The following is a 13,527-nucleotide window of genomic DNA, read 5'->3' as shown; positions in this document are numbered from 1 at the left end:
ACGCGTCGGGCCGGATCGGGCTCGGGGCCGCTTCCACCGCGTCCGGGCTTGACAATCCTTAAGACTGCGACAGGGGTACTCCTCGGCAATGAGAATCGTCGTTTCTGTCGGCGGGAGCGTGCTCGCGCCCGACCTCGACCCCGAGCGCGTGGCCGCGTACGCCGAGGCGATCGAACGGCTGGTCACCGACGGCTGCGAGGTCGGGGTCGTCGTCGGCGGCGGCGGCGTCGCCCGCGAGTACATCGAGACGGCCCGCGAGATCGGGGCCAACGAGGTCGAGCTCGACCGGCTCGGGATCGGGACGACCCGGCTCAACGCCCGGCTGCTGATCGCCGCCCTCGGCGAGCGCGCGAGCCTCGCGCCCGCGGTCGACACCGAGGAGGCGGCGGCGGCCCTCCGCCGCGACGAGGTGTCGGTGATGGGCGGCGTCACGCCGGGGCAGACGACCGACGCGGTCGCCGCCGCGTTCGCCGAGTCCGTCGACGCCGACCTGCTCGTGTACGCGACGAGCGCCGACGGGGTGTACGACGCCGACCCCAACGCCGACCCCGACGCGGCGCAGTTCGCGGAGCTGTCGCCGGCCGAGCTCGTCGAGGTCGTCCTCCCGATGAGCCGCGACGCCGGCGCGTCCGCCCCCGTCGACCTCCTCGCGGCGAAGCTGATCGACCGGGCCGAACTCCGGTCGATCGTGCTCGACGGGACCGACCCGAGCGCCGTCGTCGACGCCGTGCTGCGCGGCGATCACACCGGAACGGACGTGGTCCCCCCGGGCGCCGGCGAACCGAGCCGCTGGACGGAGGCACGATGAGCGCGGACGACGCCTCCGACGACGCGTCCGCTGCCCCCGACGACTCCCCGCACATCCTCTCCGGGGGGTCCGCCCTCGACGACGGCGAGGACGCCGCCGAGGAGTCGACCGAGACCTTCCACGCCTTCTGGGCCGACGTCGTCGCCGACGAGGTCGAGGCCCGCGACCCCGACGAGCCGATCGTGATCAAGGGCGGTGTCTCGCCGTCCGGCGTCGCGCACCTCGGGAACTTCAACGAGATCATGCGCGGCTACTTCGTCGCCGAGGTGCTCCGCGACCGCGGCCACGAGGTCCGGCAGGTGTTCACCTCCGACGACAAGGACCCGCTGCGGAAGGTCCCGCGCAAACTGGCGAACGCGGACGGCGAGATCGCCGGGCTCGGCGAGGTCGACGCTGGCGCGCTCGGCCGCAACCTCGGGAAGCCGTACACCGGGCTCCCGGACCCGTTCGGCGAGGCCGAGTCGTACGCGGCCCACTTCGCGGGCCTGCTGAAGGCCGACGCCGACCGCCTGAACGTCCCGGTCGAGATGCTCTCGAACACCGAGCTGTACGCCGACGGCGACTTCGACGAGGCGATTCGGACCGTACTCGCCGACGTCGAGCGCGTCCGCGAGGTGCTCTCCCCGTATCAGGACAAAGTTGACGACGAGTACGTCCCGTTCAACCCGGTCTGTGCGGAGTGCGGCAAGGTCACGGAGACGGTGACGGCGATCGACGCAGAGGCCGAGACCGTCGACTACGTCTGTACCGACATGGACGCCGGCGGCAACACGATCGAGGGGTGCGGCCACGAGGGCACCGCGACGTTCCGCGAGGGAAAGCTCCCGTGGCGGTTGGAGTGGCCCGCGCAGTGGGGCGTCCTCGGCGTCGACTTCGAGCCGTTCGGTAAGGACCACGCGGAGGGGTCGTGGCCCTCCGGCGTCGACGTCGCGCGGAACGTCTTCGGCGAGGAGCCGCCCGTGCCGATGGTATATGAGTGGTTCACGCTCAACGGCGACGCGTTCTCCTCCTCCGAGGGCAACGTCGTCACGGTCCCAGAGCTCCTGGAGCTGATCGAGCCCGAGGTGTTGCGCTACTTCTTCGCGCTCCACCCGAAGAAGGCCCGCGACCTCGCCATTGAGCGGCTCGACCAACTGGTCGACCGCTTCGACCGGTTCGAGCGCGCCTACTTCGGCGAGGTCGACGACCCGGATCTGGTCGCCTTCGCCGAGCGCGCCTACCCGTTCGTCGTCGGCCGGCCCGACGACCCGCCGACGGAGAAGCCGATCCGGCTCCCGTACACGTTCGCGGCGGTGCTCGGCATGGTCGACGACCCCGACTTCCGCGAGCGCCTCGCCCGCGACGAGGGCCATATCCCGGACGACGCCGACGCCGACATCGTCGACGCCGCACTCGCCCGCGTCGAGCAGGCGCGGAACTGGGCCGAGCGGACGGGGAACGAGTACGACTACCGGCTCCAGACCGACCTCCCCGCGGTCGCGTTCGACGGAGACGTCGCGGCCGCGCTCGACGACCTCGCCGACTTCGTCGCGGCCGGCCACGACGGGGAGGAGATCCAAGGGGCGATGTACGAGACTGCGCGCGACCACGACATCGAGGTGAGCGAGTTCTTCGCGGCGGGCTACCGCCTCTTCTTCGACGACACGCAAGGGCCGCGGCTCGGGGAGTTCCTCGGCGAGCTGGAGCGCGACTACGTCGTCGACCGGCTCCGACGGGAGGCGTAGATGACCGAGGACCGCTCGCTCGACGACTTCGCCGCGGACGACGACGGCGACGAGTCCGCCGAGAGCGCTCCGGACGACGCGGAAGGTGACGGCGTCGACCCCGACGAGGCGACCGACGCCGCTCCCGCGACCGACGCCGCTCCCGCGACCGCCACCTCGACGTGGCACGCCGACGGCGCCGAGTGCGACCGGTGCGGCGAGCGTGTCGACCGCCGCTGGCGCGACGACGACGCCTTCGTCTGTCCTGACTGCGCCTCGTGGTGACCGCGCCGCCGCGGTCGCCTCCCTGACCGGCGGTCAAAACTTAAGCCGTCGGCCGTCAAGGTGTTCCGTGAACGGAAATTCGTTTGGAGTTAAATTAGATATAAATGAAATATATTCCGGACCTACTCCACGGGCGGTCGGCGACCGCCCTCACGGCGGCGTACCTGTGTATCGCGGCGGCGTCCGCGGTCGCGGTCGACCTCGCCGTCGCGTCGACGATTGGGGTCGCGGGCGGGTGGACGCCGACGCGTCTCGTCGGGGACTGGCTGCTCGTCGCCGGGTCCGGCGGGCTCCTCTACGGAGCGGTCACGCACCACCGCCAACGGGCGGAGACCGCGCGCCGAAACCTCGAAACCTCTAACCAGCAGATACAGGTTCTGAGTCGTGTGTTTCGGCACAACGTCCGCAACGATCTCAACGTGATCCGGGGGTACACCGACCTGCTGGCCGACCGGATCGACGACGAGCGGAGTCGAGAGTGCTTGGAGACGGTCCGGGAGACGACCGACGACATCGTCGAGATAAGCGAGAAGCTCCGCGTCATCGAGGACGCGTCGCCCGAGCGACCGGACGGCCGCGTCGACCTCGTCGCCGCGGTCCACGAGGCGCTCGACGTCGTCGACGCCGACGGCGCCGCGCTCACCGTCGAGACCCCCTCTGAGGCGTGGATCCGCGCGGACGACACCGTCGAGTTCCCGATCCGCGAGGTCTTCGAGAACGCGGTCACCCACAACGACGGCGCGACGCGCCGCGTGACGGCGACGATCCGCGAGAACGGGACGACCACCTGTCTGGAGGTCATCGACAACGGCCCGGGGATTCCCCCCGACGAGCGTGAGGTCTTACAGGCGGAAGAGGAGACGCCGCTCTCGCACGCGAGCAGCATCGGGCTGTGGCTCGTCAAGTGGATGTGCGAGACGCAGGGGGGAACCGTCCGGTTCGACGCGACCGACGACGGTACGACAGTCCGGCTCCGATTCGAGTCCGCGTCGCCGCCCGCTACTCCAACTCGGTGATCGTCACGGCGTACACTGCGCCGCAGTTCCCGCATTCGACGTGGACTCCCCGGCTCGTCTCGCCGCGGGTGAACTCGGAGATCTCCTCCGAACACGAGCACTCGAACTGGACTTTCATTACCTCACCTTCATCCTGCTGATATTTAAAAGAAACCGACGCGGAATCAGCGGTGAAAACCGGTGATCGCGGTGCCGTCTCTCACCCGCCGTCGCGCACGGCGTCAGTCGTCGTCGACGATCACTTCGACCGGTCCGTCGCCGTCGTCGGCGGCGTCCTCGTCGGAACCGCCGGACAGGTCGGCGCCGCCGGACTGCTGCTGGTAGTAGAGCCCGCCGGCGACCGCGAGGACGATCCACGACCGCCAGTTGGCGAGGTTCAGCGTGTAGCCGATGCCGAACGGCTTCTCGACGAGCATCCCCTTGCCGGGCTGCCAGTACGACGAGAGCAGCCGACCGAGGCTCGGCCGCTCGAAGTTGTACGGGATCCCGAGAACCTCTCCCGAAGACGGTTTGTCTGCCATACGAGTCTATCTGTCGGCCGACACCATAAATCGTGGCGACCCGGCGCGCCGATCGGAACGGCGCTGCGGCCGTCGCCGGTCAGGGCTCTGACCCCGGCCGAGCCGGCGGTTCGTCACCGGTAGCGGCCGCGGTCCGCCACGTCTCGGAGTCGGTCGAGGACCGCTTCGTCGCCGACGGCCTCGTACCCGCTCTCGAACGCCGCTAGCAACGGGCCGGGTTCCGTCGCGGTCGCTCGGACCGATCCCTCGAACACGTGGAGGTCCATCGCGTGGTCCTCGACGTGGCCCGTGTGGTAGCCGAGCCCGAAGTCGATGAGGTACGTCTCGGGCGGCGGGCTCGACCGCCCGTCGCGTTCCGTGCGCTCGCCGCGCTTCGACACCCGAACGTTCCGCGTCGTCGGGTCGCCGTGGACCATCTCGGCGCCGTGGAGCCGCGCGAGGTGGCGACCGACGGCCTCCGCCGTCCCCTCGTCGAGGGCGGCCGCGAGGTCGCGCTCCCCGACGTGCTGGAGCGTCAACGTCGCCTCCGCGAGGTCGACGTCGTACACGAGCGGCGTCGACACGCCGGCGCGCCGCGCCTCGCTCGTCAGCCGGGCCTCCGCGACGGTCCGGTCGCGCCTGATCGTCCGGTCGAGTTCGGGGTGTCGGTACGACTTCGGCACCCGTCGCTTGACCACGCGCCGGTCGCCGTCCGTCCCCTCGACCGTCACGGTCGCCTCCGCGCCGCGGCGGTCCGCCTCCGCGTCGCGCGCCGCGCTTCGCGACTCGGCCCCCCCGCGTCCGCGCGCGACCGACTCCCCGTCTCGCCACGTCACCGGCACCTGATCCGGCCGGAAGCTCGGGTCGACCGCGGACTCCGCGATCGGGACGGTGTCCCCGGCGGCGGCCATCTTCGCGCCCAACACGGCGATCATCCCGGCGTTGTCCCTGAGGAATCGCGGTTCCGGCGCGTGGAAGTCGGCGCCGCGGGCCTCGCACATCGTCGCCAACATCTCCCGCAGCCGGTCGTTCTGTGCGACGCCGCCGCCCAACACGAGCTCGTCCGCGCCGGTCAGCGACAGCGCGCGCTCCGAGACCTCCGTCAGCATCGCGAACACGTGTTCCTGGAGCGAAAAGCAGATTTCCTCGACCGGGACGCCGTCGTCCGCGGCGTCGTTGGCGGCCGAGCTGATCCCCGAAAACGAGAAGTCCATCCCCTTGACGACGTACGGGAGGTCGAGGAGGTCGGGGGGCGAGCCCGGTCCGTCGCTCCCACCCGCGCCGCCCTCGCCCGCGCTGTCGTCGGCCTCGGCGAACTCCGCGGCCGCCGCCTCCACCTTCGGGCCGCCGGGGTGGCTCCACCCGACGTGGCGCGTGAACTTGTCAATCGCGTTGCCGACGCCGGCGTCCATCGTCTCGCCGAGGACGCGGTAGCGCCCGTCGTGGTAGCCGAGCAGGTGCGCGTTCGCCCCGGAGGCGTTCAGGCAGACCGGGTTCTCGAAGCCGGACCGATGCCGACCGATCTCCAAGTGGGCCACCATGTGGTTGACGCCGACGAGGGGGACGCCGAGCGTTCCGGCGAGCGACCGCGCCGCGGTCCCGACGATCCGGAGGCAGGGACCGAGCCCGGGGCCGCGAGAGAAGGCGACCGCGTCGACCGCGTCCGGGCCGTACTCCTCCTCGGCGGCGGTCAGGACGCTATCGACGACCGCCGGAATCGCCTCCGACATGTGTTCGGCGGCCTCGCGCGGGTGAATGCCGCCGCTATCCGGCTCGTATGGGTCTGATTCGATGAGAACTGAGTCGGCCTCGGCGTCGTACAGCGCGGCGCTCGCGCACCACGCGGTACCCTCGATGCCGAGAACGCGCATCCGGCGGAGTTACGCTTCCTCGGCGTCCGCCTCGTCGCCGCCGATCTTGTTGCGCTCGAGCATATGGTCCTGCTCAACGTCCAGCGCGTCGGCCGCGGAGTCGTACACCTTCGCGTAGCCGATCGTCTTGCGCATGCCGAACTTCGTGTCGAGCTCGTGGACGACGACCTCCTCGGAGTCCTTGTCGAGCTTCGCCGCGAGCGAGTCGCGGACCGACAGTCGGGAAGGCGTGGCCTCCTCGTGGGTCGTCTCGAAACGGATGTCCGTGCGGTGCAGCATCGGGTTCTCCTCCTCGGAGATGATATCGACGTCCATGGTTCAGTTGTGCGTATATCCCCTCGAAAGCTGTAAAAGGATTTCGAAGCGGGGGTGTCGCCGCCGAACTCCGGACCGACCGCCGACGAGACACACTGTTCGGCGTCAGGGTTTCCCCCCTCCGGTGCGTGCGTACCGTTACCACGCGGATGTCAGACGACACCCGATTCGACCCTACCGACCGGTCGCAGTACGAACTCACTCGGGCGGCGAACGTCGTCGTCCCGCTGTCCCCCGTCCGAAAGGCCCGGATCTGCGGGACGCTGGCTCTCTTCGGGGCACTGACGGGCCCGCTCGTCGCGACCCTCCCCCCGGCCGTCCGCGAGGCGAACTTCTCCGGGCCGCCGCTCGCCGCCCACCTCGGCGTCGTGGCAGTCGTGTTGGCGGGGACGGTCGCCGCCGGCGGAGCCGGCCTCGGGCTCGTCGCGCTCCAGCGCCGGCTCGCGCGCGGTCCCGAACCGAGCGACGACCAGGTCTGGACGTTCCTCGCCCTCGAGGACGCGCTGACCGGGATCGGCTTCGTCACCGGCGGACTCGGCGTCGGCGTCGGCTTGGTCCTGCTGGCGAGCGGGCACTGGGGCGTCGAGGCCCTCGAAGCGCTCCGCCGCAACGGCGTCGAGCCGTACCTCTCCATGGGAGCGATTCCGACGACGCCCCTGCTAGCGACGGCGGCCGGACTGATCGCCGGTCTCGGGGTCCTCACGGCGACCGTCGTCGCGGTCGACGGCGAGTGACGCCGGTCGAGGCCGCGTCGCTCGGGCGGCCGTCACGCCGGATCCGTCGGATCTCTCCCGTCCGGGCCACCATCGTCGCTCTCACTCAGTTCGACGCCGAGGGCGTCGTAGCCGGCCGCAGTGTCGCCGGCGAGCCCCTCGAACAGTTCCCGAGCCCGTCGCCGGGCTTCGGGCGTGACCGCGACGCGGACCATCCCCTCGCCGGGCTGTCCGTAGACGACGGTGGACCCGAGCGGGGCCGCGAGCATCGCCGGCAGCGCCGCCAGGTCCTCCTCGCCGGTCACTTCGATCGTCACCGGCTCGTCCGCCGCGAGCGCCTCGGCGAGCGCGTCGAGCAGCGCCGCTGACAGCGCCGCGGCCGGGTTTTCGACCGCGATCCGCCGCTCCTCCGTCGCCGCGAGCGCGGTCTCGATCTCCTCGCGGACCGCCTCGCGCTCCGTCTTCCCGTCGACCAACGCCACGTCCGGGACGCGGCCGGCCTCTCGGAGGTGGTAGGTGACCACGTCGCCGACCGCGATCAGCCCCGGGGGAGCCTCGCCCGGCGAGCCGTGTCGCTCGCGGGTCTCGTCCGCGCGCTCCAACAGCGCCTCGGCGTCCGTCGTCACCGGTCCCAGCGGCTCCTTGAACGCGTCGCGCAGCGACTCGGGCAGCGTGAGAAGCGGGTCGGATGAGTCGCTCATCGGTTCCGTCCGGCCCTCCTGCGGCTAGTCACCGCACCTTGAGCGCGTACGCGCCGGCCTCGGTGACGTTCATCTCCTCGGCGATCTGGCTGTCCGCGGGCTTGGTGATGATGACGTAGCCCGCCCAGTCCTCCGTCAGCGACGACGACCCGCAGAGCGCGCAGGTCTGAGCGTCCGGGTCGTTGACGTGGTGACACTCCCGGCACGCCAGGCGGTCCTCGGCCATCAGTCGGCCTCCTCACCGGTCTGTTCGCGGTGTTTCCGCTGGCCTTCGAGCCAGTCGTGCTTCCCGAGGCCGGGCTGTTTCGCCGTGAGCCCGATCTTCGAGTCCCGGGGGTTGCGCTCGTCGATGCTCTTGGTGACGACGCGGACGCGCACCGCGTCGTCGACCCCGAGCGTCTTGTCGGAGTCCGACGAGGCGAGCTGCTGGTTCGCGCCGTCGAACGTGAGGTACTCGTCGGTGATCTGCGAGACGTGGAGCAGCCCGTCCACCGGTCCGATCCCGACGAAGGCGCCGAACTCGACCGTCTCGACGACGGTTCCGTCGGCGACCTCCTGCATGTCGGGGTCGTAGGTGAGCGCGTCGAACTCCGCCTCGTAGTAGACGCCCGGCCGGTTGTGTAACACCGCCCCCTCGCCGATGTCGTGAACCTCGATGACGCTCACGACGCTGCCGACGTCCTCGTCCATCCGTCCTTCCAGCTTGTCCTGAAGCAGGGCTTTCACCCGCTCGTCGGTGACGTCCGCCAAGTGCTTCGGCGGGACCTCGACCGTGTCCTTGAGTCGAACTCGTTTGTACATGTTGTTGGTTGTCCGCGGCCGCTAGGGTTCCGTTATCGCCAGTGTGTTCCGACCCCTTAAACCGATTACTGGTGCGTCCGCCGCCAGCACCCGTTTCGCGAGGGGGCCGTCGTTGGTGACGACGGCGTCGACCCGGCCGGCCGCGGCCAAGGCGACGAGCGCGTCGTCGGCGTACGATTCGTCCGTCTCCACCGCCTCCGCCCGCTCCGCGAGGTCCGCGCCCACGCTCGCTGCGGTCGCCTCCGCGCCGTTCCCGGCCTGAAGCCCGTCGAGCTCCGCCAGGACCGCCGCCGGCACCACGGTCTCGTAGCCGCCGAGGAGCCGATCCAACTCCTCGAACAGCCGCAGGCCGGCCTCGACCGGCGCCATCAGCGCGCTCGCGTCGAGCGCGACGACGGGAACGCCGCTTCCCCCGAGCCCCTCTGCGCGGTCGTCGTCCGCGGGCGTCGCGTCGGGACCGTCTGCGGGGGCGTCGTCGGCCACGCTACGTGAGCGTTCCGACGCCGATGAGCCGCCAGCGCGCGCCGACGCGCCGGTTGATCGCGATCTGTGCGCCCTCCTCGGCGCAGACGGGCCGCTTGAGGCTCACCTCGCACTCGCCGTCGCGCGCGCTCGTCACGGCGCCGACGGTCGTGGCGGTGCCCACCGTGAGCATCAGCGGCTCGCCGGTGCTGATCTCCTCGATGTCGCTCTCGCCGCTCTCGTCGTCCTCCTTACCGACGACGCGATCGAGGAGGTCGACCGTCATCTCGAACTCCTCGCGGGTCGGCGGAAGCGTTCCCGGCTCGCCCGCGACCTGGCCGGCGAGGGCGTCGCCCTTCGTCAGGCTCGGGTCGAGCCCGGTGCCGACGCCGAGGAGGCCGCCCGGGTGGGCGGTGTCGACGTCGCGGTTGCCGGCTTGGAGCGACCGGACGGTCGTCTCCAGCGGCCGCCACTCAGTCTGGCCTTCCTCGTCCACCTCGCGCCCCGGTCGGATCTCCAGCCCGTCGCCGACCGACAGCTCGCCGCTGACGAGCGATCCGCCGACGACGCCGCCCTTCAGGTCCTCGGCGGTCGCGCCCGGCCGGTTGATGTCGAACGAGCGGGCCGCGTACATCCGCGCGCTCTCTCCGGGGTCGCGCTCCGGCGTCGGGATCTCGGACTCGATCGCGTCGATGAGGAGGTCGAGGTTGACCTCCTGTTGGGCCGAAACGGGGACGATAGGCGCGTCCTCCGCGACGGTGCCCGCGACGAACTCCTGGATCTGCTCGTAGTTGTCGACGGCGCGGTCGCGGCTCACCAGGTCGACCTTGTTCTGCGCGATGACGATGTTCTCGATCCCGATGAGATCGAGCGCCATCAGGTGCTCTTCCGTCTGGGCCTGCGGGACGTCCTCGGTCGCGCTCACGACGAGGACCGCCCCGTCCATGATCGATGCGCCCGAGAGCATCGTCGCCATCAGCGTCTCGTGGCCGGGCGCGTCGACGAACGACACCGTCCGGATCGGCTCGCTCGTCGAACCGTCCTCGCACTCCTCGTCGACGGTGTAACACTCGGGCTCGTCGACGCCGGGACAGCGGCGGAACGTCGCGTCCGCGTACCCCAGCCGAATCGAGATGCCGCGTTTCATCTCCTCGCTGTGCTGGTCGGTCCACGAGCCGGACAACGCCTGTACGAGCGTCGTCTTCCCGTGGTCGACGTGACCGACGAGACCGATGTTCACCTCCGGTTGTGTGTTGGCTTCAGTCACTGTTGGACCTCCTAACGGAGTAGTCTTATGCGAATTTCGCCCCGTGCGAGTGATAAAGTTGCTGTTATAGTGGCGTCAGCGCGCGCGACGACCCGGGGCGAGGTCGCGAGCGGTCGCCGTTCGGCGCGGGGCGCTCCACCTTCGACGCGGCTTTACGGCTCACCCGCGAATCTTCGACCGACATGGGATACGCGTGCCCCGTCTGCGACACCCCGCAGCGCGACGGCGAACACCTCGCGCATCACCTCGCGTTCACGGCGATGCTCCACGGCGGCGACCACGAGGCGTGGCTCGACGAACGCGTCGACGACTGGAGCGACCGCGAACCGGCGGAACTCGCGGCCGAGGTGACGCCGCACGCCGACGACGCCGAGTACGACGAGGTGTTCGAGGACACGGTCCCCCGAGGCCGCCCGGACGTCGGAATGGGGTCGGGCGGGGACGCGGCTCCCTCAGACCACGCTCACGACCACGGCCACGCCGACCCCGCTTCCGGGGCCGGCGTCCCGGATCCCGACGCCGTCGACGACCCAGCGGTCGCCGAAGCGCTCCGCGAGGCGCGCGAGATGACCAGAAACGCGGCCGCAGACGACGCCGATGAGGAGTCCGATTCCGCCGACCCCGACCCCGACGCGTAGCGGAACGCCCTTGCCCGCCCCCGGTCAATCGTGTCCATGGAGACCAGAGGCACGTTCGCCCCCCAGACGCGCGCCGAGGCGCTCGAACGGTACGAGGAGGTCGGTCCGGTCGCGCAGGTGGTCGTCCGCGAGGCGACGAAGGCGATGTCGTTCGGCGCCGACGAGTACGACGAGCGCGTCACCCCTGAGGTGATCCGAACCGCCCGCGACGCGACGTTCGCCGAGCTGCTCGCGGTCCACGTCGGCGAGGGCGACGAGTTCGACGCGTGGCTCGCCGACAGCGGGTTCGACGAGGACGCGGTCGTACGGATCGGCTCCGACAGCGTCGACAACGTCGTCTGGCACCCGATTCCCTTCGCGGACACCGTCGTCGCGGCGACGTACCAAGAGGAGCCGGACGCGGCGGCCAGCACCCTCCGGCGCAACGCCTTCGGGCGCGTGTACCGCGAGGAGTTCTACGAGTCGGGGCGGTAATCGGCCGACCGACACGAACGCCGGAACAGCGGCTCTCCGAGCGGAACGGAAACCGCAAAACCCGGACCGCGGGTGCCGTCCGAACGGCGGCCCCGGCCTTACAGGCGACCGACGTTCTCGACGTTGACGGACTCGACGTCCTCGACCTGCGAGAACGCCTCCTCGACGGCCTCGGTGCCGCCGGCGCCGTCGGGGACGATGACGGTCGGCAGGAGCGCGACCAGCCCGAACGCGACGTCATCGCGCTCGAAGCCGCGGATCTTCGCGCCCTCGGGGAGGACCTCCTCCAGCCGGTCCTGTAGCTCGTCGAGGTCGACCTCGGGGCTGTTCGGCATGACCTTGATCTTGGCGGCGACGTCGCCCATCTCAGGGCCCCCGGAAGCCGCAGTCGTGGCACTCGTAGAGGTTGCTCTGCTTCCGGCACTTCGCGCACCGGTAGATGGTGGCGCCGCAGTCCGGGCAGGAGAACTGCGCGGCGTTCATCCCGGACACCTGAATCCCACAGGAGACGCACTGCGGGGTGGCTTGAGAGTCGCTCTGGCTCATACACGTACCTACCGGCCGCGACTTTTAACCGTTGTTCTTTGCCTCGGAACCCTCCGTGCGTGACGGTACCGTGCCGCTGCTCGGGCGAGCCGCCGCGTCCCGCCGCGGTCTCCGCGACGTCTCACCCGGCGATCAGCGGTCCGATCAACACGCCCATCAGGTGGACGCGCCGCGCGCCGACCCGGGGCGGGGCGAGCCCCAGCGCGCCGGCGACGATCAGGACGCCGACGCCGAACGCCCCGGCGAACGCGTACGAAATGAGCGCGAGCAGCCCCAACACGCCGACAGAGAGCTGGGTGTAGTCGGCGTTCCCGACGATCCGGAGGTACGGGTCGCCGACGAGCACGACCAGCGCGAACCCGAAACACGCCGCGGTCGCGGCCGCGACGAGCAGCAACGGGAGCGCGAACGGCACGCCAGCGCGGTCGATCGCCACGGTCACGCCCGTGCGGGGCGTCCCGAGCGCGACCAGCGCGAACAGCGCAAAGATCGTGTTCGCGGTGTTCGCGCCGCTCGTCGCCACCACGAACCCTCGGTCGACCGACTCGGAGGGCACCGCCGGCATCGCGGCCACGGCGGCGATGGCTGCCGACACGCCCGGCACGTAGCCGACCACCGCGCCGGCGAGCGAGCCGGCACCGGCGCTCGTTCCGAGGTCGCGCGCGTCCATCGCGATCTGCGGGTCGGCCTGCGGCGGGACGCCGTCGCCGCCGAGCGCGTCGACGAGGACCGGAACGCCGAACAGCCCGGCGAAGAGCGGCGCGAGGACGCCGCCGGTCGACAGCGGGGCCGCGGGGTCGGCGTCGAGCGTCGCGAGGCCGAGCGCGGCGCTCGCGAGGAAGGCGACGAGTCCGCCGACCGCCGCCCGCCGCGACGACTCCGTCAGGACGAGCGCGACGACGACGGCGCCGAGCAGCAGCGGGAGGTGCGCCCGCAGCGTCGGGTACCACCGGATCATGAGCCACGTGATCGGGACCGCCAGCGGCACCGCGAGCGCGACCGCCAGCCCGGAGCCGACGGCGGAGAGGCGGACCGCCTCTCTCCCCCGCCCCGCGATCACCAACCGATGACCGGGAAGCGCGGCGACTGCGGTCGCGGCGTCGGGGACGCCCAGCGCGAGCGCGGGGACGATGTCGAGGAACGAGTGGACGACGCCGGCGCCGAGCATCGCGACCCCGACGAACAGCGGATCGGCGGGTACCGACGGCGCGAACCCGGCCAAGAGCAGCGCGAAGTTGTTGGCGTGGAGCCCCGGGACCAGCCCGCTCGCGGTCCCGAGCGCGACCCCGGCGAGGAGGAAGGCGAGCGCCCCGGCCGCGAACGCCGGGTCGACCGTCGGCCGCACGAGCGCGTCCATCGAGGCGGCGTGGCCGCGGCTCCGGACTTAAGCGGTCGGACGGTCGGACCCGTCGGCAGAACCGGACGAT

At 71.0% G+C, this 13,527-nt stretch carries 19 protein-coding genes; 7 read left to right on the top strand and 12 right to left on the bottom strand.

Annotation, left to right across the window (positions count from 1 at the left end; all coding sequences use genetic code 11):
* Window positions 1-88 precede the first annotated feature (88 nt).
* From pyrH to B9G38_RS01465, 4 genes are all read left to right on the top strand, one after another.
* A complete protein-coding gene (gene pyrH / locus B9G38_RS01480) occupies window positions 89-808 on the top strand; it encodes a UMP kinase (protein WP_049930250.1) in 720 nt (239 codons plus the stop codon).
* Window positions 805-2,532, top strand: a complete 1,728-nt coding sequence (gene lysS, locus B9G38_RS01475; protein WP_086219242.1) for a lysine--tRNA ligase — start codon at window positions 805-807, stop codon at window positions 2,530-2,532. The genes pyrH and lysS overlap by 4 nt, the downstream gene beginning before the upstream one ends.
* Window positions 2,533-2,796 (top strand): hypothetical protein, encoded by a 264-nt coding sequence (locus B9G38_RS01470; protein WP_049930252.1) that lies wholly within the window; start codon window positions 2,533-2,535, stop codon window positions 2,794-2,796. It abuts the gene before it with no gap.
* A gap of 104 nt (window positions 2,797-2,900) precedes the next feature.
* Entirely contained in the window at window positions 2,901-3,812 is a 912-nt protein-coding gene (locus tag B9G38_RS01465; RefSeq protein WP_086219241.1) for a sensor histidine kinase KdpD, read from the top strand.
* Here the strand turns inward: B9G38_RS01465 and B9G38_RS18690 are convergent.
* The 4 genes from B9G38_RS18690 to B9G38_RS01450 all read right to left on the bottom strand — a co-directional run bounded on the left by B9G38_RS18690 (window position 3,796) and on the right by B9G38_RS01450 (window position 6,498).
* Window positions 3,796-3,930, bottom strand: coding sequence for a hypothetical protein (locus tag B9G38_RS18690; protein ID WP_004597316.1), 135 nt, complete (start codon window positions 3,928-3,930; stop codon window positions 3,796-3,798). The genes B9G38_RS01465 and B9G38_RS18690 overlap by 17 nt on opposite strands.
* A 103-nt stretch (window positions 3,931-4,033) precedes the next feature.
* Window positions 4,034-4,333, bottom strand: coding sequence for a DUF5808 domain-containing protein (locus B9G38_RS01460; RefSeq protein WP_086219240.1), 300 nt, complete (start codon window positions 4,331-4,333; stop codon window positions 4,034-4,036).
* A gap of 113 nt (window positions 4,334-4,446) precedes the next feature.
* Complete coding sequence (locus tag B9G38_RS01455) at window positions 4,447-6,183, bottom strand: bifunctional N(6)-L-threonylcarbamoyladenine synthase/serine/threonine protein kinase (RefSeq protein WP_086219239.1); 1,737 nt, start codon at window positions 6,181-6,183, stop codon at window positions 4,447-4,449.
* A gap of 9 nt (window positions 6,184-6,192) precedes the next feature.
* Window positions 6,193-6,498, bottom strand: coding sequence for a 30S ribosomal protein S24e (locus B9G38_RS01450; RefSeq protein ID WP_086219238.1), 306 nt, complete (start codon window positions 6,496-6,498; stop codon window positions 6,193-6,195).
* Between the two features lie 149 nt (window positions 6,499-6,647).
* Here B9G38_RS01450 and B9G38_RS01445 point away from each other — a divergent pair, with 149 nt between their 5' ends.
* Window positions 6,648-7,232, top strand: coding sequence for a hypothetical protein (locus B9G38_RS01445; RefSeq protein ID WP_049930263.1), 585 nt, complete (start codon window positions 6,648-6,650; stop codon window positions 7,230-7,232).
* A gap of 32 nt (window positions 7,233-7,264) precedes the next feature.
* Here the strand turns inward: B9G38_RS01445 and B9G38_RS01440 are convergent, their stop codons facing one another.
* From B9G38_RS01440 to B9G38_RS01420, 5 genes are read right to left on the bottom strand one after another with little or no spacing between them, the layout of a single operon-like run.
* Window positions 7,265-7,912, bottom strand: a complete 648-nt coding sequence (locus B9G38_RS01440) for a GTP-dependent dephospho-CoA kinase family protein (RefSeq protein WP_086219237.1) — start codon at window positions 7,910-7,912, stop codon at window positions 7,265-7,267.
* A gap of 28 nt (window positions 7,913-7,940) precedes the next feature.
* Window positions 7,941-8,138 (bottom strand): transcription elongation factor subunit Spt4, encoded by a 198-nt coding sequence (gene spt4 / locus B9G38_RS01435; protein WP_086219236.1) that lies wholly within the window; start codon window positions 8,136-8,138, stop codon window positions 7,941-7,943.
* Window positions 8,138-8,713, bottom strand: coding sequence for a DNA-directed RNA polymerase (locus B9G38_RS01430; RefSeq protein ID WP_006114408.1), 576 nt, complete (start codon window positions 8,711-8,713; stop codon window positions 8,138-8,140). The genes spt4 and B9G38_RS01430 overlap by 1 nt, the downstream gene beginning before the upstream one ends.
* 21 nt (window positions 8,714-8,734) lie before the next feature.
* Complete coding sequence (locus B9G38_RS01425; RefSeq protein ID WP_086219235.1) at window positions 8,735-9,196, bottom strand: DUF188 domain-containing protein; 462 nt, start codon at window positions 9,194-9,196, stop codon at window positions 8,735-8,737.
* 1 nt (window position 9,197) lies between these two features.
* Window positions 9,198-10,442, bottom strand: coding sequence for a translation initiation factor IF-2 subunit gamma (locus tag B9G38_RS01420; RefSeq protein WP_086219234.1), 1,245 nt, complete (start codon window positions 10,440-10,442; stop codon window positions 9,198-9,200).
* A gap of 182 nt (window positions 10,443-10,624) precedes the next feature.
* On the opposite strand from B9G38_RS01420, the gene B9G38_RS01415 reads away from it, so the two are divergent.
* Together B9G38_RS01415 and B9G38_RS01410 are read left to right on the top strand one after the other, a co-directional pair.
* The gene (locus tag B9G38_RS01415) at window positions 10,625-11,080 is read left to right on the top strand and encodes a DUF5810 domain-containing protein (RefSeq protein ID WP_049930271.1); all 456 of its coding nucleotides are present in this window, start codon (window positions 10,625-10,627) and stop codon (window positions 11,078-11,080) included.
* Window positions 11,081-11,116: 36 nt separating this feature from the next.
* Window positions 11,117-11,554: a DUF5809 family protein gene (locus tag B9G38_RS01410; protein WP_086219233.1), complete on the top strand. Its 438-nt coding sequence runs from the start codon at window positions 11,117-11,119 to the stop codon at window positions 11,552-11,554.
* A 98-nt stretch (window positions 11,555-11,652) separates the two neighbouring features.
* Here B9G38_RS01410 and B9G38_RS01405 read toward each other — a convergent pair whose 3' ends face one another.
* The 3 genes from B9G38_RS01405 to B9G38_RS01395 form a co-directional block, all read right to left on the bottom strand.
* The gene (locus B9G38_RS01405; protein ID WP_049930274.1) at window positions 11,653-11,919 is read right to left on the bottom strand and encodes an elongation factor 1-beta; all 267 of its coding nucleotides are present in this window, start codon (window positions 11,917-11,919) and stop codon (window positions 11,653-11,655) included.
* 1 nt (window position 11,920) lies between these two features.
* Window positions 11,921-12,100: an HVO_2753 family zinc finger protein gene (locus tag B9G38_RS01400; RefSeq protein WP_049930276.1), complete on the bottom strand. Its 180-nt coding sequence runs from the start codon at window positions 12,098-12,100 to the stop codon at window positions 11,921-11,923.
* A gap of 121 nt (window positions 12,101-12,221) precedes the next feature.
* Window positions 12,222-13,457, bottom strand: a complete 1,236-nt coding sequence (locus B9G38_RS01395; protein WP_086219232.1) for a tripartite tricarboxylate transporter permease — start codon at window positions 13,455-13,457, stop codon at window positions 12,222-12,224.
* Window positions 13,458-13,527: the final 70 nt, after the last annotated feature.

The sequence above is a fragment of the Halorubrum sp. SD612 genome (genome assembly GCF_002135005.1).
The sequence above is the reverse complement of the archived record's forward strand: the minus strand, read 5'-3'. Positions and strand labels throughout refer to the sequence as shown.